Origin of the sequence: Methylophilus aquaticus (assembly GCF_030769565.1) — a bacterium.
GTDB lineage: Bacteria > Pseudomonadota > Gammaproteobacteria > Burkholderiales > Methylophilaceae > Methylophilus > Methylophilus aquaticus.
In genome coordinates, this window is record NZ_JAVCAP010000036.1 from 1 (window position 1) to 20,281 (window position 20,281).

18 protein-coding genes and 1 pseudogene are annotated in these 20,281 nt (G+C 53.0%); 11 read left to right on the forward strand and 8 right to left on the reverse strand.

Annotated elements, in window-relative coordinates; genetic code table 11:
• Positions 1-137 precede the first annotated feature (137 nt).
• Positions 138-467, forward strand: a pseudogene (locus tag Q9291_RS13440) (N-6 DNA methylase); the annotation flags it as partial.
• Between the two features lie 22 nt (positions 468-489).
• Here Q9291_RS13440 and cobC read toward each other — a convergent pair.
• From cobC to Q9291_RS13460, 4 genes are all read right to left on the reverse strand, one after another.
• Positions 490-1,056, reverse strand: a complete 567-nt coding sequence (gene cobC, locus Q9291_RS13445; protein ID WP_306390632.1) for an alpha-ribazole phosphatase — start codon at positions 1,054-1,056, stop codon at positions 490-492.
• The gene (locus tag Q9291_RS13450) at positions 1,053-1,844 is read right to left on the reverse strand and encodes an adenosylcobinamide-GDP ribazoletransferase (RefSeq protein ID WP_306390700.1); all 792 of its coding nucleotides are present in this window, start codon (positions 1,842-1,844) and stop codon (positions 1,053-1,055) included. Before Q9291_RS13450 ends, cobC begins: the two co-directional genes overlap by 4 nt.
• 57 nt (positions 1,845-1,901) lie before the next feature.
• Positions 1,902-2,954, reverse strand: coding sequence for a nicotinate-nucleotide--dimethylbenzimidazole phosphoribosyltransferase (gene cobT / locus Q9291_RS13455; RefSeq protein WP_306390633.1), 1,053 nt, complete (start codon positions 2,952-2,954; stop codon positions 1,902-1,904).
• A gap of 130 nt (positions 2,955-3,084) precedes the next feature.
• Positions 3,085-4,545, reverse strand: coding sequence for a DegQ family serine endoprotease (locus Q9291_RS13460; RefSeq protein ID WP_306390634.1), 1,461 nt, complete (start codon positions 4,543-4,545; stop codon positions 3,085-3,087).
• Between the two features lie 155 nt (positions 4,546-4,700).
• Between Q9291_RS13460 and Q9291_RS13465 the strand changes: the two genes are divergently transcribed.
• Entirely contained in the window at positions 4,701-5,252 is a 552-nt protein-coding gene (locus Q9291_RS13465; RefSeq protein ID WP_306390635.1) for an MOSC domain-containing protein, read from the forward strand.
• Positions 5,253-5,311: 59 nt separating this feature from the next.
• Here the strand turns inward: Q9291_RS13465 and Q9291_RS13470 are convergent, their stop codons facing one another.
• Positions 5,312-5,779, reverse strand: a complete 468-nt coding sequence (locus Q9291_RS13470) for a DUF2721 domain-containing protein (RefSeq protein WP_306390636.1) — start codon at positions 5,777-5,779, stop codon at positions 5,312-5,314.
• Positions 5,780-6,117: 338 nt separating this feature from the next.
• Here Q9291_RS13470 and Q9291_RS13475 point away from each other — a divergent pair, with 338 nt between their 5' ends.
• A complete protein-coding gene (locus Q9291_RS13475; protein WP_306390638.1) occupies positions 6,118-8,715 on the forward strand; it encodes a chemotaxis protein CheW in 2,598 nt (865 codons plus the stop codon).
• Positions 8,716-10,911 carry a sensor domain-containing protein gene (locus Q9291_RS13480; RefSeq protein WP_306390639.1) on the forward strand — a complete coding sequence of 732 codons (2,196 nt, stop codon included), beginning with the start codon at positions 8,716-8,718 and terminating at the stop codon, positions 10,909-10,911.
• Here Q9291_RS13480 and Q9291_RS13485 read toward each other — a convergent pair.
• The gene (locus Q9291_RS13485) at positions 10,891-12,012 is read right to left on the reverse strand and encodes a mechanosensitive ion channel family protein (protein ID WP_306390640.1); all 1,122 of its coding nucleotides are present in this window, start codon (positions 12,010-12,012) and stop codon (positions 10,891-10,893) included. The genes Q9291_RS13480 and Q9291_RS13485 overlap by 21 nt on opposite strands.
• 232 nt (positions 12,013-12,244) lie before the next feature.
• Here Q9291_RS13485 and Q9291_RS13490 point away from each other — a divergent pair, with 232 nt between their 5' ends.
• Complete coding sequence (locus Q9291_RS13490) at positions 12,245-12,664, forward strand: YeeE/YedE family protein (protein ID WP_306390641.1); 420 nt, start codon at positions 12,245-12,247, stop codon at positions 12,662-12,664.
• Positions 12,665-12,678: 14 nt separating this feature from the next.
• The gene (locus Q9291_RS13495) at positions 12,679-13,098 is read left to right on the forward strand and encodes a DUF6691 family protein (RefSeq protein WP_306390642.1); all 420 of its coding nucleotides are present in this window, start codon (positions 12,679-12,681) and stop codon (positions 13,096-13,098) included.
• Between the two features lie 53 nt (positions 13,099-13,151).
• Here Q9291_RS13495 and Q9291_RS13500 read toward each other — a convergent pair whose 3' ends face one another.
• Positions 13,152-13,277 carry a hypothetical protein gene (locus tag Q9291_RS13500; protein ID WP_306390643.1) on the reverse strand — a complete coding sequence of 42 codons (126 nt, stop codon included), beginning with the start codon at positions 13,275-13,277 and terminating at the stop codon, positions 13,152-13,154.
• Positions 13,278-13,329: 52 nt separating this feature from the next.
• Between Q9291_RS13500 and Q9291_RS13505 the strand changes: the two genes are divergently transcribed.
• The gene (locus Q9291_RS13505; protein WP_306390645.1) at positions 13,330-14,232 is read left to right on the forward strand and encodes a LysR family transcriptional regulator; all 903 of its coding nucleotides are present in this window, start codon (positions 13,330-13,332) and stop codon (positions 14,230-14,232) included.
• 11 nt (positions 14,233-14,243) lie between these two features.
• Here Q9291_RS13505 and Q9291_RS13510 read toward each other — a convergent pair whose 3' ends face one another.
• Positions 14,244-15,599 carry a sigma-54 interaction domain-containing protein gene (locus Q9291_RS13510; protein ID WP_306390646.1) on the reverse strand — a complete coding sequence of 452 codons (1,356 nt, stop codon included), beginning with the start codon at positions 15,597-15,599 and terminating at the stop codon, positions 14,244-14,246.
• Between the two features lie 176 nt (positions 15,600-15,775).
• Here Q9291_RS13510 and Q9291_RS13515 point away from each other — a divergent pair, with 176 nt between their 5' ends.
• From Q9291_RS13515 to Q9291_RS13530, 4 genes are all read left to right on the forward strand, one after another.
• On the forward strand, positions 15,776-16,480 hold the full coding sequence (locus tag Q9291_RS13515) for an MBL fold metallo-hydrolase (RefSeq protein WP_306390647.1): 705 nt from the start codon (positions 15,776-15,778) through the stop codon (positions 16,478-16,480).
• 20 nt (positions 16,481-16,500) lie between these two features.
• Complete coding sequence (locus tag Q9291_RS13520; protein ID WP_306390648.1) at positions 16,501-18,180, forward strand: bifunctional protein tyrosine phosphatase family protein/NAD(P)/FAD-dependent oxidoreductase; 1,680 nt, start codon at positions 16,501-16,503, stop codon at positions 18,178-18,180.
• Positions 18,177-19,919 carry a SulP family inorganic anion transporter gene (locus Q9291_RS13525; RefSeq protein WP_306390649.1) on the forward strand — a complete coding sequence of 581 codons (1,743 nt, stop codon included), beginning with the start codon at positions 18,177-18,179 and terminating at the stop codon, positions 19,917-19,919. The genes Q9291_RS13520 and Q9291_RS13525 overlap by 4 nt, the downstream gene beginning before the upstream one ends.
• A gap of 160 nt (positions 19,920-20,079) precedes the next feature.
• A complete protein-coding gene (locus Q9291_RS13530) occupies positions 20,080-20,262 on the forward strand; it encodes a YgaP family membrane protein (RefSeq protein ID WP_306390650.1) in 183 nt (60 codons plus the stop codon).
• Positions 20,263-20,281: the final 19 nt, after the last annotated feature.

A 20,281-nucleotide genomic window follows, 5' to 3' on the forward strand; every position in this document is an offset into this window, starting at 1 on the left:
CCGGATGAGTTTTACTTTAAACACCTGCCCGCAACACCCAAGGCAGCTTAAACAGAATCGCAAGATATTTCACTTAAAACTTCAAAGATTCTGTCCAACTAAACGGGGCCACCTCTCTCAAGCGCTGTAAAAAGCCAGATGATGTGTTGTTTATTAACGCTAGTGACCACTTTGAAAAAGGTAAACGCCAAAACCGTTTGCTGGATGGTCACATAGACAAAATTGTAGAAACCTATCAATATCGCAATGAGATTGAGCGTTATTCTCGCCGTGTTTCAATGGCTGAAATTGAGAAGAATGATTACAACCTGAATATCTCGCGCTATATCAGTACTTCAGTGGCGGAGCAGGAAATTGATTTGCGCCAGGTGAATGCCGATTTATTAGCTGCCGAAGAAAAAATCAAGGCAGCTAAAGACAAACACAATGAATTTTTAAAGCAGTTGGGGTTGCTAGCCTTACCCTAAGGTCGCACACATCAGTTCTGGATTAGCGATTCACAAACTCAATATTGGGAATGCTGCTCGAAAAATCCAGCCGGGTCAGGCTGGCATAATCGACATGAAACCTGAAGAGGCCTTTAAGTTGCATATTGATTGTATGCGCAATCAGCGCGCGGATCATGCCGCCGTGGGTGACTACCAGTACATGCTGGCCTGCATGGCGAGCGCTCACTTCTTCTAGAAACTGGACACCACGTTGTTGCAATGCGGCAAAAGTTTCACCGTTAGGCGGGGCCATTTCGGCATAGTTCTGCGCCCAGACATCAAACAGCTCGCGGGGGATATCGTTCCAGGATTGCATTTCCCAGTCACCAAAATGCAGTTCCTTTAAGCGCTCGTCATGCAAAATGCCGTCGAAGCCCAAGGCATGCGCCAGTTTGCTGCAGCGCTGCAAGGGGCTGGCATACACGGCATCTATTTTTTCGTGCATGAGTTTCTGCCGGACTTGCGAGAGTTCAGTGGCAAAATTGATGGACACATCGACATCACTCTGGCCATAGCAAATGCCTTCGGCGATTTGTAAACTGGTGTGCCGGACTAAAGTAAGCTTCATGCCACATGTTCCCAGGCCACGAGGCCCAAATAAAAAGCGAGTTCGGTGAGTTGTTGCGTGGCGCCCAGCGTATCGCCGGTGTAGCCCTGCAAATTGCGTAAAATTAAATTACGCCACCACATCCAGATGGCCAATACAGGCAAGCCGGTGAGTAATACAAATCGCATGGCCGCAGCCGGGGAGTGGTTGACACCCAGCATCAGGCTGAATCCCAGCCAGCAGAGCAGGCCAAACACGCTGGCATAGACCAACTCAGCGTGCGTTAATGTCGTCGCTATGGGTTTGGATTTACCCGCAAACCGCACATAGCTGGCTGTGGCCATGATGTACACAGCCATCAGACGGCTCAGCGCATGGGCAGTGATCATGGCAAACGGCAAAATGGCGGGGGTGAGCGCAGACAAGGCCTGAAACTTGAACAACAACATGCCCACCAGCGCAATGGCGCCATAGCTGCCCAGCCGGGAATCCTGCATGATTTCCAGTCTACGTGCGCGGTCCATGCCTCCGCCCAGGCCATCCGCACTGTCGGCCAGGCCATCTTCATGAAAAGCGCCGGTGAGGTAAATGGTGGCTGCCATGCTGCACAAAATCGCCAGGGCTGGGGGAAACAGCCAGCTCGCCAGCCACCAGAAGATGGCTGCCAACAGGCCGATCAGCACACCGACCAGCGGAAAATATCTGGCCGCATGCTGCAGTTCACTTTCCTGAAAATCAGGCAGTGACGGGACTGGCAGGCGTGTAAAAAAGCCAACCGCCAGCAAAAAATAACGCCGCTGTTGTGACAGGCTTGCGCGCAGTGATTGAAAGCGGTTTTGCACAGAATTCATCTAAACATCAGTGTTTCAGGTGGACGCACTGCTTTGACTGACGCCAGCGCTTTCAAAGCTGGCCATTTCATTTAAAAAGGCCAGAGACGATTGCAACAAGGGGTAAGCCAGCACCGCACCGGTGCCCTCGCCCAGCCGCAATGACAAATGCAGCAAGGGCTGCGCTTTTAAATGGCTGAGCATGGCACTGTGGCCGCTCTCGTCAGAGCAATGCGCAAATACGCAGTAGTCCATCACACTGGGGTAAAGTTTGGCCGCCACAAGCAATGCAGAGGTGGCGATAAAGCCATCAATCAGCAACAGCGTGCGCGCCTCGGCGGCAGCCAGCAATGCACCCACCATCATCGCCACTTCAAAGCCACCAAAGGTAGTGAGCACTTGCAACGGATTTTGCGCATCGACATGATGGGTTTGCAATGCGGTGGTCAACACACTGAGTTTCCGCTGCAATCCGGCATCATTCAAGCCGGTGCCACGCCCTACACACTGGTGCAAGGGCAAACCGCAGAGCAGGCTCATCATGCAACTGGCACTGGAGGTGTTGCCGATACCCATCTCGCCCAGCGCCAGCACATTACAGCCCTGGCTGATTACATTACGCGCAATTTGCGCACCGCGCTGAATGGCTTGCGCACACTGGTCATCGGTCATGGCTGGCTGATGCAGGAAGTTGGCGGTGCCCATCGCAATTTTGGCATCGATCAATTGCGGATGTGGCTCAAAGATGGCATTGACGCCACTGTCGACCACACTCAGGGAAAACCCATGCTGGCGCGCGAACACGTTGATGGCGGCACCGCCGTTCAGAAAATTCAAGACCATTTGCGAGGTGACCGCTTGTGGGTAAGGGCTCACACCCTCCTCAACCACGCCGTGGTCTGCAGCAAACACCAGCATGCCTGGTTGCCTGAGCGCCGGGTGCTCGGCCTGCTGCACCAGTCCGATCTGCAAGGCCAGGGTTTCGAGACGGCCAAGCGCGCCCAGCGGTTTTGTTTTTTGGTTGATCTGATGCAGCAATGCTGCGTGGAGAGCTTCATCCGCGATGGGGGCAATATTAAATGTATGCATATCTGCATTCTACCTGAGCAACTGGCGTTGCCAAACCACCACCGCCAGTGAAGATAAAAAAGCCCCGCACATGCGGGGCAACAGGGAATCACATCCACAATATCCAGTGATTTTTATTCACTGGTGATTGCTAACTGATTTTCACGGGTACGTAAATTTTAGTGTCTCCGCGCATCACCAGTAATGCCACATTCTTGGCGTTTTGATCCAGCCCTTTTCGCAGGTCATTCACACTGCTGACCTGGTCACCATTCACCGCCAGAATCACATCCCCCGGCTGTATGCCAGCCAGGGCCGCCGGGCCATGCGCAACTTGCTCTACCAGCAAGCCTTGCTTCACTTGCGCCTGGGCCAACTCTTGTGCAGAAAGCGGGCGCACACTTAAACCTAATCTCGCCTGCTGGTCTTCGGCAGGCACAGCAGTTGTGGCGCCCGCCACCTGCATTTCATCTACTTTAACACTCAGTGTTTTGAGCTGCTTGTTACGCCAGACTTCCATTTTGGCTGAACTGCCAGGGGCCATATTGGCCACCAGAGGCGGCAGCTCGCTGGAGCGGTCTATGCTTTGCCCATTAAATTTGAGAATCACATCTCCTGGCTCCAACCCGGCTTTATCAGCAGGGCCATTTTTTTCCACATTGCTGACCAGCGCGCCATCCGGCCTAGTCAGCCCGAAGGAGCTGGCCAGATCCTGATTGATGGACTGGACACCCACACCCAGGCGACCGCGACTGACCTTGCCTTTTTCAACCAGCTGCTGTTCGACCCCCATGGCCACATCAATCGGAATAGCGAATGACAGCCCCTGATAGCCCCCACTGCGGCTGTAAATCTGCGAGTTGATACCAATGACTTCACCATTTAAATTAAACAGCGGGCCGCCAGAGTTACCGGGGTTGATGGCCACATCGGTTTGCAGAAAAGGCACATAGCCTTCATCTGGCAGCGCACGCGACTTGGCGGAGATAATGCCGGCAGTCACCGTATTTTCAAAGCCGAACGGCGCACCAATCGCCACCACCCAGTCGCCGACGTGACTGTTCTGGATATTGCCGATTTTTACGGTGGGTAAATCCTTCGCCTCAATTTTAAGCACAGCCACATCGGTCAGCTTGTCTACGCCGATCACCTTGGCTTTAAACTCGCGCTTGTCAGTCAATTTGACGGTGACTTCGTCGGCTTTATCCACCACATGGGCATTGGTCAGAATCACCCCGTCAGACTTGACGATAAAGCCGGAGCCCATGCCGCTCACCGGCGTTTCCGATTGCGGCATATTGGGTTGAAAGCGGCGGAAAAACTCGAACATCGGGTCATTTGGATCCACACCGGGGATGGCGGCTGTTTTCACGGTGCCTGTCACACTGATGTTGACCACTGCCGCGCCCTGACTGTCCGCAATGCTGGCGAAATTGGGCAGGGTAATATAGGCGCTTGGCGCAGTCATGCGTTGCGCGGTGACCGGCGCAGTCGCCTGGGCCTGAGTCATCAAAGGGGACTCTTTGACCAAGTAGCCCGCACCAAACAAGGCTGCCACGGCCAGCGGTACGGTGATCCAGTGTTTGGCTTTTGATTGAAATATTTCTTGCATGTGGGATTCCTTTCCTGCAAATGAATGACATTACTTTTTAAAGCAAATTCACTTGGTTAGAATCGGCCGACGCCCTGAAGTTTCCTGGCTTTTGTATCAAAATGTGTCGGGTTTGGCAGGCTGACAACGCACGCACTTTCGGGCAAGATGCGTGCATGTATACAGACTCTTTGCGCCAGTTGACACTGCAATTTGGTCAACCCGGTCTCTTGCAGGCCATTTATTTGCGACCACAACGTGGACAACCCTGTGTTTCGGTGCAACAGGCCGAGGCATTGGCCAGACAGGGCCTGCGCGGAGACTACACCGGTGAACGGGGCTCCTCCCAGCCACTGGGCAGCAAGCGCCAGGTCACGCTGATCCAGGCCGAACACCTGCCGGTGATTGCCGCGCTCACAGGAAAATACAGCCTGGATGCGGCTGTATTACGCAGAAACCTGGTGGTTTCCGGACTCAACCTGCTGGCAGCCAAAAGTTTGTTTAAAGACCAGCCACTGGTGTTAACGATAGGGGAGGTGATCCTGCAAGTCACTGGCCCTTGCGAGCCCTGTTCAAAAATGGAAACGGTGCTGGGCAGGGGTGGCTACAATGCCATGCGCGGCCATGGCGGCATCACCGCCAGGGTGATTCAGGGTGGCCTGTTACAGACGGGCGCCACCGTAAGCTACCAGCCGGAAAGTCCCCTGCCATCCCAGCACGCACCATGACGATGCACAGCCGGGTGAGGCCTGCGGTCACAAACGGATGCTTGCGGGCTTTTATCAGGCTAATCGGCAGGGGGGGGATTAGCCTGCTGATCGAGTTGTTTAAATGGCACAATCACTTCTCGCGAAGCCAGCACAATCTCGCGCAAAAAACTGAGCAGCGCCAGAATCAGGGAGGCCATGGAAATAATAAACGAGACCATCACCAGATGCGGCATGCGAAACCCGGTTTCTACCGAAATAAACATACTGGCAATGGATACGCAAATACACAAGGCCGCAAACGTGGCCAGGCCAATCGCCCGCCGCAGCCATTTGGTACGCCGGACAATGATCCTGAGTTCATCTTTGAATCGCTCTCTTTTTTCTGCCGGAGAGTCCGTCAAAAAGCGCGCACGGTCTATCGAACGCCCCAAACGGCCAATCAACACCCCTAGCACAGAGCCTATGCCTGTCAATAAAAAAACCGGGGCAACCGCGTCGCGAATCGCCTCGGAAACATTGTGAATTTCAAATGCACTATTAATCATTCTTGCTCCTTCATGCCTTTACGAGCAGTTCTTGTGCCCGTTTAAAAAAAATCAATCATCCTCCTATAATGGCACAAATAACAGACATTCTCGCTGCACCAATCTGGTGAAATCCGCTCCATCTCAGTGCAAAACGGCCTCATCCATGGCTGTTTTATGCCCAATAAATTGTGATAAACATACTTTTACACGCAGTCTAGATGGCGTCTGCGGTTCAATTCAGAAGAAAGAGGCCAATTCCCCCTGCTTATCCCATCCCACACCTGCGGTTTCAGGAACCGTTTTTGCTCTTAAAGTCCCGATGTAGACCCGAACAGCCCGGTTTTTGAAAGTAAAAGATGTACAAACAGCCCCTGACAGAAGAGCTCGCCAGCCATTTTAAGAAAGTGAACGACTTTCGTGCACGCATTTATCAATTACAAAACGCTTGGGACAGCCTGGCATTGCTTGCCCAACTCTCTGGCACCGGTTCGGAAATGGAGCATACGCGCAGTGCATTTAACACTATTTCGAACGATGTGTTGCATCATCTATCCAATGAAACTTTGCACAAAACAGCAGCACAACTTTCATCCAAGGCATTTGTGATCATTAATTTGCTGGTACGAAACCTGTTTGAACGCACGGCGGATATTGGCTTTTTTGCCACCGATGATGATGTGAGGGATTTTCTGCAACACCATGCAGCAGGCGCGCTGGAAGCAAGACATACCGACAATATCGCGATCCGTTTTCAGGAGTACCAGAAAAAATATACGGTGTATGAAAATATTGTATTGTTCGACGCGCAAGGCAAACTGATTCATCAGCTGGAGTCTGACCAGACTACGCTGGACGATCAGCATCCGATTGTCGCGCTGGCACAGCAGTCCGACGCCCCTTACATCGAGCGATTTTATGAAACAGAAATTAACGGACGCACATATAAATCATTGGTGTATGCCCATACAGTGCGTAGCAGAGACGGACGTACGGTACTGGGTGTACTGTGTTTGTGCTTTAAATTTGTCAATGAACTGGATACTATTTTTCGCAATCTGATCAGCCACGATGACTGGGCGATTGGTGTATTACTGGATGAACAGCGCCATGTGATTGCCTCCAGCGATGCTTACCAGATTCCATTAGGCGCAACTTTGTGTGCTGAACCGGCGCAGGACTGGTTTATTTGCCGCTTCTCCGGTCGCGAGTATCTATGTGTAACCAAACAGTCTGAAGGCTATCAGGGCTATCTTGGCCCCGGCTGGCTGGGACAGGCGATGATTCCGCTGGAACAGGCCTTTAATCACACCATGCGTGAAGTGGTCGAGCATATTGACCCGGATGTGCTGCGTAAAGTCATGCGCAGCCCGCTGATTTTTTCTGACAGCCTGCTCAATATCCCCAAGCAGGCTGCCAGCATTCAGAGCAAACTGAACCAGTCAGTCTGGAACGGCAATATCTGGCAAAGCAATTATGTCGATACCCAGCAAAAAAACTTCTCGAAAACCCTGTTGTGCGAGATCAGCAATACCGGACATAAAACCCAGCAGATCATTGAACAGATGGTTTCCGAGCTTTACCAGACCGTGGTCTCGGTGATGCTGGAGAACTCCAGTTTTTACGCGCAACTGGCCGTCGACATCATGGACAGAAACCTGTATGAACGTGCCAATGACGTTCGCTGGTGGGCACTGACATACAGCTTTCGTGCGCTGTTAGGCCAGAACCATCTTTCTGTAGATGATAAAAAGAAGGTCAGCAGTATTCTTGGCTATATCAACAGCTTGTATACGGTGTATGACAACCTGATCGTGTTTGACCGCAAAGGCGAGGTCATCGCAGTGTCTAACCATCGCTATGAAGCCTTGGTCGGCACACCGTTGCAGGAAGAGTGGGTGGGCCGCACACGCAGTTGCCAGTCAACGCAGGATTATGTGGTTTCGCGCTTTGAGCAAACGGCCTTGTATGAGGGCAAGCACACCTACGTGTACGCTGCACCCGTCCGTCATCTGGATGGTAACAGCATTGTGGGCGGCATTGCCATCGTATTTGACAGTGCACCACAGTTTGAGGCCATGCTGAAAGATGTGGTTCCTAAAGATGGTGACAACCTGCCGGTGGCGGGTAGTTTCACAGTGTTTGTCAGCGAACAATCACACGTGATTGCCAGCAGTCGGCGCGACATCGTCGTCGGCAACAGCTTTGAACTGATGCCGGCCATTGGCAAACTGCAAGAAGGAGAACAGCTGTTTGATATTGCTGTCGATCAAAACACATACTATGCAGTTGGCGCACATGCCGCCTATGGCTATCGCGAATACAAAGGTCCACAAGACAGTTATCGCAACAAAGTGGTGGCGATGATTTTCACACCGCTGGGCAAAGTCGATGAAATCAACCAGCGCATCAGTGCAGAGTCACAAATTATTCATAACAAATTCAATCCGAATTTGTTTTTGGAATATGGTCAGGAAACACAGGAATACGCGACTTTTTATGTAGGCAATACCTGGATGGGCATTGAAACACGGCATGTACTGGAGGTCTGTGACGAGGGTCAATTGCGCACATTGCCTGCTGCCGCGCCATTTATCGCAGGCATGCATGCCTATCGTGACGAGGTGATTCCGGTGATAGATCTCGCGCGCATGTTGGGGCATGCACATTACTTTACCGACTATCGGCAAATGATCGTCATCGAAGACAAAGCACGTAATCTCAAATTTGGACTGTTTGTCTCGGCACTGGGTGAAATTCCCTATTTATCACAATCACAAATCCAGCCTATGCACAGCCTGTTTAAAGGGGGCAGCCATAATCCAGGCATTGCGATTGCCAATATTGCACAAGCGGATGCTCATCACAGCATGCTCACATTGGTCACAGCAGAAAGTCTGTGGCAAAAAGCGGTCGCCAGACACGCGGTACAAGCAGACGCGTTGGCGGTTTCCTGAATGAAACATCCAAACATTCCGCATTTACTACAAAACGAATTGATGGACCCAACACTCACTTCAAACCAGCAACGACTTCTGGATACCCTTCTGGATAATCTGGACGGCATGGTCTATCGCTGCCTGTATGATTTGAACTGGACCATGACCTATATCAGCAAGGGCTGTGAAGCATTGACTGGCTATCCAGCGCAAGCTTTGCTTAATAACCAGCAAGTCTCCTACGAAAATATCACCTATCCTGAAGACCGTGCCCGAGCCAGAGAAACTATTGCGCAAGCCGTTACCCATGGTCAACGCTTTCAATTGGAATACCGGATTATCCGGGCCAATGGCGACATTATCTGGGTGGCCGAGCGCGGCAGTGCCATTTTTGACCAATCGGGACAAGCGATTGCACTGGAAGGGATTATTCAGGACATCAGTAACCGCAAGCGCATAGAGCAGGATCTGTTCAGTGCAGAGCAGAAATACCGCTCGATGTTTGAGAACTCCACACTTGGCATGTTTCAAACCACCAAGTCAGGCATGTACCTGAATGCCAATCAGGCACTGGCAGACTTATATGGCTATGCCTCACCGCAGGCGCTGATTGGCTATCTGAACAATATCAGCACGCAATTGTATGTTTCTGACAGCCGTCGTGCCGAGTTTACCGAAGCCGTGCGTGCGCAGGGTCGTGTGCAGAATTTTGAATCGCAGGTTTATAAACATGATGGACAGCAAATCTGGATTTCAGAGAATGCCCATGCCGTACATGATGCAGAGGGCGAAATTCTCTACTATGAAGGCACGGTGGAGGACATCACCGAGCGCAAGAACAATGAACACATCATCCGTCAGCAAGCGGTTACTGACAACCTGACAGGCTTACTGAACCGCCATGCGTTCAGTGGCAAACTGGCGAGTCTGATTGCAGAAGCAGACAAAGCGCATCGCAAAATTGCGATCGCGTTTATCGACCTTGACCACTTTAAACTGATTAATGACACGCTGGGTCATCGGGCCGGTGACAAGTTGCTGGAAAAGATTGCGCAACGACTGATTCAATGCACACGCCCGACCGATGCGATTGTACGCTTTGGCGGTGACGAATTTGTCATGCTTTATCCGGGATTGCGTGCTGCGGACGATGCCGAACCGCTGCTGGCACGCGTCATGGAAACCATCTCGCAACCGATAGAGATTAATGATTATGTGTTTAACATGACGTGCAGTGTTGGTGTCAGCATTTATCCCGACCATGCTACCGAGAGTGACGCGTTGCTGAGTTGTGCGGATTCAGCCCTGTACAGTGCAAAAAATGCCGGTAAAAACAAGGTACAGTTATTCAGCGGCCTGTTGGCAAAACAACTGGGGGAGCGCAATGAAATTGAATATGGCTTGGGGCATGCGCTGCAACGAGAAGAGCTCATGCTGTACTATCAACCGAAAATTGATATGAAACACGGCGGCGTCAGCGCGCTGGAGGCCTTGATCCGCTGGCAGCACCCTGACCGGGGACTGGTGCCGCCAGACCAGTTTATTCCTGTGGCCGAAGAAACCGGCCACATTTTTGCGATTGGCGAATGGGTATTGCAAACCGCCTGCCGCAAAGTCAAATCCATGCAGCAGGAATTCGGCTACCTGATCCCGGTATCGGTCAATGTTTCCCCGATTCAGTTTTTACGCGGCAACCTGGTTGAAACCGTGCAAAGAGTGTTGCGGCAAGAGCGCATTCCACCCTATCTGATCACCCTGGAAGTGACCGAGAACGCGCGCTTCAAAGATGAAGTGATGTTCATGCGCACACTGGAACAACTCAAGCGTCTGGGGGTATGTATTGCGATTGATGACTTCGGTATTGGCTATTCGAACATGGCTTACCTGAAAAACTACCCGATTGATGAGCTCAAAATTGACAAGGCGTTTGTCTGCGATCTGGAACAAAGTGTGACCAATGGCAATATTCTGCTGGCGTTGATTAACCTGGGTAAAAGTCTGCACAAATCGGTGACTGCCGAAGGCATTGAAACCGAATATCAGCATACTTTCCTGTTGCATAGTGGCTGCGATCTTGGACAAGGCTTTTATTACAGCAAACCCCTGTCTGAACAGGCGCTTTCGGCATTTATGCTGGAACAGCAAGCTCGGCTGGCCCATCTGGATCGTATTCCGGAAGACACTGCTATTGGCCTACCTGACCAGCCGTTCTGAGGGCTGTTCGGCGGTCACCGGCAGCGGCGGTGCCATGTGCAGGGTTTGCGCGGGCAAGGCAAGTTGTGCCCCATGTGCGAGAATAATTTCGGCAATTTTTAGCAACACATCCTGTTTGACCGCATGGTACTCCACCCATACCCGGGTCCGCGTAAAGGCATACACCATAAAATCGAGTGAGGCGCTGTTGAAGGTAACAAAATTGACAATCAGCGTTTGCGTCGCATCAATGTCCGGGTGCTGTTCCAGCATGTGTTTAACTGCACTGACGATGCCAGCCATTTTGTCGAGGTCTGCAAAACGGATACCGATCACCTCATGAATGCGTCGATGGCTCATGCGAGACGGGTTTTCGACGGTAATGGTAGTAAATAGCATATTGGGCACATAAATCGGATTTTTGTTAAACCGCCTGATCCGGGTATGCCGCCAGCTGATCATTTCTACTGTACCTTCAATGTCCTTGTCTGGCGAGCGTATCCAGTCGCCCACGCTGAACGGCCTGTCGAGATAGATGGTCAGGCCGCCAAAAAAATTAGCCAGGATATCCTTGGCGGCAAAACCAATGGCAATCCCGCCTATCCCACCGGCAGCCAGCAATCCCGACACGCTGACCCCCATCGTTTGCAGCAGCGTGATCAGCGTAATCACGAACACCACCAGATGCCCCAGCTTGGACAAGGCGTCTACCGTGGTCTGATCAACGTCGGCCTCGGACCTCGTGTTGCGCATCAGGTATACCTGGCGGAACTCATTGATCGCCCGCCAGAAAAACCAGGCAACGCTGAATAACAGTCCAATATTACGTGCCTGCGTCACGACTTCCAGCAGTTCTTCCCACTGTTGGGCTTTGGCGTAGATACGCACCACATAGCTCAGCCCAAGTAGCCACAGCGCCAGCGGTACAGGTTTGATGGCTGCATACGTCACAATATCGTCCAGCGTGCTTTGGGTGCCGGCGGCGGCCCTGCGCCATCGCCGCAGTACAAAGGTCGCCAGACCATGCAGGATCAGTGTCAGTACAAATACCAGCAGCATCCTTGTAAATACCGGTTCTTTAAATAATGGCACATGCCAACTCTCAATCCATGCTTGTAACATCACACTCCAGACAATACCCTTAAAAAATTAATTTTATATCAATACAATGATATGACTGCATCATTTCATGAAAGATCACAAGTCTTTAGGAGGACACCGCGATATCCTCTCTGTGACCAGCCACTGACATCAGGCGCAGCGATTGCGTATAATTGACAGTGTGGCAAACGAAACCCGGCCATGTGCATTCAACGGGAATCTGGTGATATGACGCAAAGGCAGTGACCAAGACATGACAGCATTTACTCCATGGCAATCCCTGATCGGCGGCCTGCTGATCGGCCTGTCCGCAGCGCTGATGGTGCTCTATCTCGGCAAGATTGCCGGAATCAGTGGCATCGTCGGCCAGCTTTGGCAGGGCGCCAAATCAGACCGGCAATGGCGAGGCGCATTCACCCTGGGCTTGTTACTGTCACCGCTGCTGTACCAACTGATTGCCCCCTTGCCTGCAATGTTGATTACCGCCGATTGGCCGCAACTGGTAGCAGCCGGCTTACTGGTTGGATTTGGTACGCGCCTCGGTTCAGGTTGCACCAGTGGGCATGGAGTATGCGGCCTGTCACGCCTGTCCATACGTTCCCTGGTGGCCACCCTCACTTTCATGGCAACAGCCATCGTGGTCGTCTGGCTGACCAGACATGTGCTGACTTAACGGAAGGATTCCCCATGCGCACTATTTCCCTGATCGCTTTTTTTTCCGGCCTGATATTTGGCATCGGCCTGATCATCGGCGGCATGACCAATCCGGCCAAAGTGCTGGCATTTCTGGACATCACCGGCGACTGGGATCCTTCGCTGATGTTTGTGATGCTGGGGGCCATTGCCGTCAGTTTTTTTGCCTTCAGGCAGGCCGCCAGAAAATCCACCAGCCTGTTGGGCTGGCCGGTCAATCTGCCGGACACCACACGGATAGACCGCAAGCTGGTGATGGGCGCAGTCTTGTTTGGCGCAGGCTGGGGCCTGGCCGGATTTTGTCCGGGGCCTGCCATGGTCGCATTGCTGTTTGGCAGTGCCAAACCGTGGATTTTTGTGACCAGCATGCTGGCTGGTATGTGGCTGCACAGCCGCTTGTTTGGAAAAGGCTGATTCACATAGCGTTGTCACTGCGCGCAATGCGCGGCAGTCTATTGCTCATTGAGTCACTTGACGGGAGTCGGCTGGTATTGCTGCGGAGTTTGCTCTCGCAAGGACACCAGACCAATTGCAGCGCATGGCAAGTCTGCCTGCCATGCCATCGCCCAGTCATCCAAAAATGTTATCTTCAAGCCATTACTATCCTATTTTATGGAATAGCTCTGTGTTGGAAAGCCAATCATCATGCTAAACAAAGTCGAAATGCTGAGAATTTTCTGCGCAGCTGCAGAAACCAGCAGTTTTAAAGAGGCCGCTATCCGGCTTGGCGTTTCGCCACAAGCCGTCAGTAGGGCCATCAGCGCGCTGGAAACACAACTGGGCGAAGTGTTATTTTTCCGCAATACGCGCCATAGCCAGATCACGCCGTTTGGCATTTCACTGGCGCAACGTGCCAGACTCAGCCTGCATCAACTGGATGCTATTTTCACCCCTGCCGAAGCCGCAGACAATGGCCTCAGCGGCGTGGTGCGCATCGCTGCGCCCAATGCGCTTACCCATTCCAGCCTGCCCATGCTGATCAGCGAATTGCTTGCATTGCATCCACAGTTACAGATCGAACTCTGTTTTTCAGATGACCACAGTGATGTAGTGGCCGAGCAAATTGATATCGGCATACGCGTAGGCATCATGCGTGACAGCCAGCTGATTGCCAAAGTGGTGGCACAATGCCATTTTTGCATGGTGGCCGCCCCCGCACTGATTGCACGCTATGGCATGCCCCAAACACTGGAAGCACTGGGAGAATTGCCGACCATTGTCATGCTGGACCCGAAAACAGGCCGACCCTGGCCATGGTTTTTAAATGCGGGCGCCACCTGGCACCCCAGGCAACCCGTGATCGCCAGTAACGATGCCATTTATGAATACCAGGCGGTATTGGCTGGCACCGGGATCGGGCAATTGGCCAGCTTTCTGGCGACCCCGCATATTCAGGCGGGCACGCTGGTGCAAGTGCTGCCAGAAATCACGCCCACACCATGGAATGTATATGTCTATCGTGCCAACAAATCCCCGGTACCCGCCAGAATACGTCTGGTCTATGACTGGCTGGCGAAAGGCCTGGCCGACACCCTGCACAAGCCATAGGCAGTCATGGCTCAAGCCTTGATGGCAGACTGTTTGCGATAGCGCCACAGTGTCGTGCGCCCGACGCCCAGGCGTTTGGCAGCCAAGGTTAAATTGCCAGCACAAGCTGTAATTTCTGCTTCAATGATGTGCGCTGACAAAGCCTGGCGGGGCGATTTCGCCGTGTCCTGCGTTGCTGCGACACTGGTCTGAATCTCCGGCGGCAAATCAGCCACCTGAATGTAATGGCCATCACTCATCACCAGCGCATAATGCACAGCATTGCGTAACTCACGTACATTCCCCGGCCAGTCGTACGCCAGCAACTGTTGCATGGCAGACTCGGTGACCTGAGGCAATGCCCCCTGCGTAAACTGTTGTTTCAACAACTGGCGCACAATCAGCGGGATATCCTGTTTACGGGCCTGTAAATCCGGCAGAAAAATGGGGATAACCCGCAAACGGAACAGCAAATCCTGTCGAAACCTGCCCGCCTTCACCTCTTCACGCAAGGCCTTGTGCGTCGCCGTGACAATCCGCACATCCGTCTGCAGCGGCCGCTCGGCACCGACCGGTAAATACTCGCCGGTTTCCAGCACACGGAGCAATTTGGCTTGCAGTTCAAATGGCAATTCTGCAATTTCATCGAGAAATAAAGTGCCGCCATGCGCACGTTCAAATAGCCCGGCATGGTCACGCACAGCACCACTGAACGCGCCTTTCACATGCCCAAACAACTCGCTTTCCAGCACGCCCGCATTTAAAGTTGCGCAGTTGATCGCAACAAAAGGGGCATGACTGCGCGCACTCTCACCATGAATAGCCTTGGCCACCAGCTCTTTACCAGTGCCTGACGCCCCGCGGATGAGCACCGGAATATCGGTCGCAGCCACCCGTCGTATCATTTCCAGCACTTTAAGCATTTCTGGCGAGTGGCTGATCAGGCCATATTTTTCACTCAACTGCTGCAAGGGCAAATCAGTCGCAGCCAACGCGCGCTGCGGAATCAGCACCTCCAGCCCGCCATCAAATCCACCATCTTCGCTCACATACGCCATGGCATACTTGAGTACTGCCTGCGTACGGCCATCGTTGCGATGCAATAACAGAGGGGCTGCCTCAACCTTGCCAGAATCGATTAACCCGCATCCGCGCATACACTGCACGCAGCGGTTGGCGGTGAGGCAACTCTCCCCTTTCAGCTCGGCTTCACCAAACCCCAGCAACTTCTCGGCCCCGGGGCTCCAGTAACTGATTTTCTTGTGCTGATCGACGGTAAACACCGCCGCATCAGGCATGATCAAAGAAATCATACGCGCAAGTGACTCGCCCTGCGCGCGACTCAGTCCACGGGCAGTTGCGAAAAATTCAGGGGTAATTTGTTTCATCCTTTATTATGAAACAAATAATTGAAACATATCAAGTGTTTCATTGAAACACGATACACTATGAGATGACATGGAAAATATCGTTAACCCTTTGAAATATATTAAGAAATTACATAACCCTCTCCATGGCACCGGTTTTGCTATATTTTTGTAAGTCTTACTCAGGAGAAGCCCTCATGATTTTTCAGCAGTTTTTTGAACCGGACAGCAGCACATTCACCTATCTGCTAGGCTGTGAGCAAACCCGCCAGGCGGTATTGATAGACACCGTGGAGTGCGACGTAGAACAGTATGTGCAGGCATTAGCCTCGCATGGCCTGACGCTGGTATACACCCTGGAAACCCATGTGCATGCTGATCATGTCACCGGCGCAGATACCTTACGTAAAAGATTGGGCAGCAAGAGTGTGGTCCACCGCGATGCAGGGGCCATGTGCGGTGATTTGCTGGTGACCGACGGTATCCACTTATCGGTTGGCCATATGGATATTGAAGTGCGTTACACCCCGGGGCATACCAACGGCTGCGTCAGTTATTACGTGGGAGACCGTATTTTCACAGGGGATGCACTGCTCATCGGAGGGTGTGGCCGAACCGACTTTCAGCAAGGCAATGCCGGACAACTCTACGACAGCATACACAGCAAAATTTTCAGCTTGCCGGATGAAACACTGATTTTTCCAGGACATGACTACAACGGCAACACGGTCTCTAGCGTCGGCCAGGAGAAACAGAATAACAAACGTCTGGGTGGTCAACAATCGCGTGAAGCATTTATCGAGATCATGGCTAATTTAAAACTGGCGTATCCCAAGCATATTGATGTCGCCCTTCCCGCCAATCAAGCTTGCGGAAACATCGCAGTCAAGCAATCCGCCTGAACCAGCACAGGAGCATAATAATGAAAACAGGGAAGATTAATCAGGAAATTTCAGTGGCTGACCAGCTATTGGTCAGTGATCTGCCGTCATTGGCTGCGCAGGGATTCAAGTCTATTTTTTGCCATCGCCCCGATGGCGAAGGCCCAGACCAGCCCAGTTTTCACGAAATTGATGTCGCGGCCAAAGCGCTGGGGCTGCATACTGCCTACCTGCCGGTGACCAGCGGAAAAGTCAGTGACGAGGATGTCGCCGCTTTCGCCAGTCAATTTCAACACGCGCCCAAACCGGTGCTGGCTTATTGTCGCTCTGGCATGCGTGCCATCACCTTGTGGAGTTTGCAGGCTGCCGCAAGCACGCCCTTGCCTGAACTGCTGAGCATTGGCCAGCAGGCAGGCTATGACTTGTCAGGCTTAACCCTACGCCTGGCGGCGGGTAAGCAAGGGGGCGAGGTGCCGGTGAGTCACTACACCGTGGTGATTATCGGTGGCGGTGCTGCCGGGATTGCCGCCGCCTCCAGCCTGTTATCCAGAGATCCATCGCTAGAGATTGCATTGATCGACCCGGCGGAGACGCATTATTATCAACCCGGATGGACCCTGGTGGGTGGCGGTGTGTTTTCAGCGGAAAGTACCGTCAAAACCATGGCCTCCGTGATCCCCGCTGGCGTGAAATGGATCAAAGCGGCCGTGGCCGGATTTGATCCGCAACAGGACCGCGTGATTCTCGAAGGCTGCCGCCTGGTCAGCTATGAAAAGCTGATCGTCTGCCCCGGCATCAAGCTGAACTGGGGCGCCATAGAAGGCTTGAATGAAACGCTGGGACGCAATGGCGTGACCTCTAATTACCGCTATGACCTTGCGCCCTATACCTGGGAGCTGGTCAGCCAGCTGAAACATGGCAAGGCGGTATTTACCCAACCCCCCATGCCGATCAAATGTGCGGGCGCGCCGCAAAAAGCCATGTATCTGTCTGGAGACCACTGGTGGCGTAGCGGTGTACTGAACGACATCCAGATTGATTTTTACAATGCCGGCGCAGTGCTGTTCGGCGTCAAGGAGTACGTGCCTGCCCTGATGCAATATGTAGAGAAGTACCACAGTCATCTGCATTTTTCACACCGGCTGACCAAGGTGGACGGGCAGGCCAAACGCGCCTGGTTTGCGCACACCCTTGCCGACGGCAGTGTGCAGGAAGTGGAAACCGACTTTGACCTGCTGCATGTGGTGCCGCCACAACACACACCCGACTTTATTCGTGTCAGTCCACTGGCGGACACAACGGGCTGGATAGATGTCAATCCGGACACTTTGCAACACAAGCACTTCCCTAATATTTATGCGCTTGGCGATGCCGCCAACAGCCCCAATGCCAAAACCGCAGCGGCAGCACGCAAGCAGGCGCCGGTTGTGGCCACCAACCTGCTGTTTGATTTGCGGCGCGGCCAAAAACGCGCAGCCTACGATGGCTATGGCTCCTGCCCGCTGACGGTTGAGCGCGGCAAGGTGGTACTGGCCGAGTTTGGCTACGGTGGCAGACTGCTGCCCAGTTTTCCGCAGTGGCTGTTGAATGGTCAACAGCCTTCACGGCTGGCCTGGATACTCAAAGAGCGATTATTGCCGCCAATCTACTGGAAAGGCATGTTGAAAGGGCATGAATGGCTGGCCACACCGCAAGACGTTGCGCGTCAGGAACAGGCATGAGCGGATCCCCACGTGCGCGCGCAGGCTGGCAGAAAGTCCTGCCGATCGTGCAATGGGGCGCACAATACAATCGGCAACAGGCTTTCAGTGACCTGACAGCGGCTATCATTGTGACGCTGATGCTGGTGCCGCAGGCGCTGGCTTATGCCATGTTATCTGGCCTGCCGCCAGAAGTTGGCCTATATGCAAGCATGTTGCCGCTGGTGGCGTATGCACTGCTGGGCACTAGTGGCACACTGGCTGTCGGCCCAGTGGCCGTCGCAGCGCTGATGACGGCCAGTGCCATTGCACCATTTTCAGCACAAGACCCGGCACTGGGCCTGCAAGCGGCAGTGATTCTGGCTTGCATTTCAGGACTTTTTTTACTGCTTGCCGGACTGTTCAAGCTCGGATTTCTGGCCAACTTTCTGTCGCACCCGGTGATCGCTGGATTTATTGCAGCGGCCAGTGTGTTAATCGCCACCAGTCAGTTACCGACCCTGCTGGGAATAGACGCACATGGCGACAATCTCACCGACCTCTGGCTGAGCATCTCCGCACACCTTCATCAATGGCATCCGGCAACCGCCCTGTTTTCGGCAGGCACCATTGCGCTGCTGGTGCTCACTCGATTGTATGGCACTCGCTGCCTGCAGCAGTGGGGCTTCAACCCATTCTGGGCCCAGACACTCAGTCGTGCCGTGCCCGCCATGCTGGTGATTGCCGGCACCCTGGCCATGCATACCCATTTACCAGGATTGGCTGAGATTAAGACCGTGGGCCATATCCCGGCAGGCTTGCCCGATTTAGCATTGCCGACAATGTCGCCCTCACTTTGGCAAGCATTGCTGATGCCAGCGATCATGATTTCGATTGTAGGCTATGTCGAATCGATTTCAGTGGCGCAAAATCTGGCCATGAAACGCCGAGAGCGTGTCCGGCCAGACCAGGAACTCATTGCATTGGGCGTGGCTAATCTCGCCGCCAGCATCAGTGCCGGGCAACCGGTGACGGGGGGAGTTTCACGCTCGGTAGTCAATATGGATGCAGGTGCGCAAACGCCTGCCGCCGGCCTGATGACCGCCATCGGCATGTTGCTCGCCACAGTATTTCTGGCTGGCTGGCTCAGTGAACTGCCACGACTGATACTGGCGGCCTCCATCGTGGTGGCGGTGCTCAGCCTGTTTGACCTGTCGGTTTTTTTTCACACCTGGCAACGTAACCGCAGTGACTTTGTGGCACTGTTGATGACATTTGCCATCACTCTGTTTATCAATGTCGAAACCGGCATCAGCGCCGGGGTACTGCTGTCGATTGGCTTGCATTTGTATCGCAGCAGTCGTCCGCATATGGCGATTGTGGGGCAGGTGCCGGGCACCGAGCACTTTCGCAATGTTGACCGTCATCAGGTGGCACTGTGCCCCGATGTGGTGACATTGCGCATAGACGAAAGCCTGTACTTTGCCAATGCCCGCTACCTGGAGCAAAAAGTATTGGAAATTGTTGCAGATACGCCTACACTAAAACATCTGGTACTCATGTGCTCGGCAGTCAATGCGATTGATGGGAGTGCGCTTGAAGTACTGGAGATGATAAATGCCCATTTGCAATCTTTGGGGATAGGTTTTCACCTCTCCGAGGTCAAGGGACCTGTGATGGATATTTTGCAACGCAGCCATCTGCCTGAAAGGCTGAATGGTCATATCTATTTGACGCAGTTTAAAGCCTACGAGGCCTTGGCATGCTTCCAGCCAACATGAAATACCCTGACCACCAAGCCGAGGCATGCCCGCTACCCGCTGCGACAATTTGCCCTATCGCGGGGCCAAGGCATCCGCGATACCATCCCCTCGGGAGCATACCGGATACAAGGCAGTGAACCAGACAAGTTTAAACACCCCATCCTCACAGGAGCACACCATGCAAAAAAACATTGGCAATATTGACCGCGCACTCAGACTCATCGCTGGCGGAGGCCTGCTGGTCTGGGCACTGGCATTCAGTGGCCCGCTCTGGGCCTATCTCGGCATCATCCCGCTGGCAACCGCATTGATCAAATGGTGCCCGCTATATTCTTTGATCAATATCAAGTCTTCAAAATAAACCATCCATTAATGTGTAT

Bases quoted from the DNA above. Each gene is read 5' to 3' on its own strand.
- Q9291_RS13490 (WP_306390641.1), top strand. From the start codon at position 12,245: ATGACAGCATTTACTCCATGGCAATCCCTGATCGGCGGCCTGCTGATC.
- Q9291_RS13460 (WP_306390634.1), bottom strand. From the start codon at position 4,545: ATGCAAGAAATATTTCAATCAAAAGCCAAACACTGGATCACCGTACCG.
- Q9291_RS13475 (WP_306390638.1), top strand. From the start codon at position 6,118: ATGTACAAACAGCCCCTGACAGAAGAGCTCGCCAGCCATTTTAAGAAA.
- Q9291_RS13510 (WP_306390646.1), bottom strand. From the start codon at position 15,599: ATGAAACAAATTACCCCTGAATTTTTCGCAACTGCCCGTGGACTGAGT.
- Q9291_RS13505 (WP_306390645.1), top strand. From the start codon at position 13,330: ATGCTAAACAAAGTCGAAATGCTGAGAATTTTCTGCGCAGCTGCAGAA.
- cobC (WP_306390632.1), bottom strand. From the start codon at position 1,056: ATGAAGCTTACTTTAGTCCGGCACACCAGTTTACAAATCGCCGAAGGC.
- Q9291_RS13515 (WP_306390647.1), top strand. From the start codon at position 15,776: ATGATTTTTCAGCAGTTTTTTGAACCGGACAGCAGCACATTCACCTAT.
- cobT (WP_306390633.1), bottom strand. From the start codon at position 2,954: ATGCATACATTTAATATTGCCCCCATCGCGGATGAAGCTCTCCACGCA.
- Q9291_RS13520 (WP_306390648.1), top strand. From the start codon at position 16,501: ATGAAAACAGGGAAGATTAATCAGGAAATTTCAGTGGCTGACCAGCTA.
- Q9291_RS13480 (WP_306390639.1), top strand. From the start codon at position 8,716: ATGAAACATCCAAACATTCCGCATTTACTACAAAACGAATTGATGGAC.
- Q9291_RS13485 (WP_306390640.1), bottom strand. From the start codon at position 12,012: ATGTTACAAGCATGGATTGAGAGTTGGCATGTGCCATTATTTAAAGAA.
- Q9291_RS13465 (WP_306390635.1), top strand. From the start codon at position 4,701: ATGTATACAGACTCTTTGCGCCAGTTGACACTGCAATTTGGTCAACCC.
- Q9291_RS13470 (WP_306390636.1), bottom strand. From the start codon at position 5,779: ATGATTAATAGTGCATTTGAAATTCACAATGTTTCCGAGGCGATTCGC.
- Q9291_RS13530 (WP_306390650.1), top strand. From the start codon at position 20,080: ATGCAAAAAAACATTGGCAATATTGACCGCGCACTCAGACTCATCGCT.
- Q9291_RS13525 (WP_306390649.1), top strand. From the start codon at position 18,177: ATGAGCGGATCCCCACGTGCGCGCGCAGGCTGGCAGAAAGTCCTGCCG.
- Q9291_RS13495 (WP_306390642.1), top strand. From the start codon at position 12,679: ATGCGCACTATTTCCCTGATCGCTTTTTTTTCCGGCCTGATATTTGGC.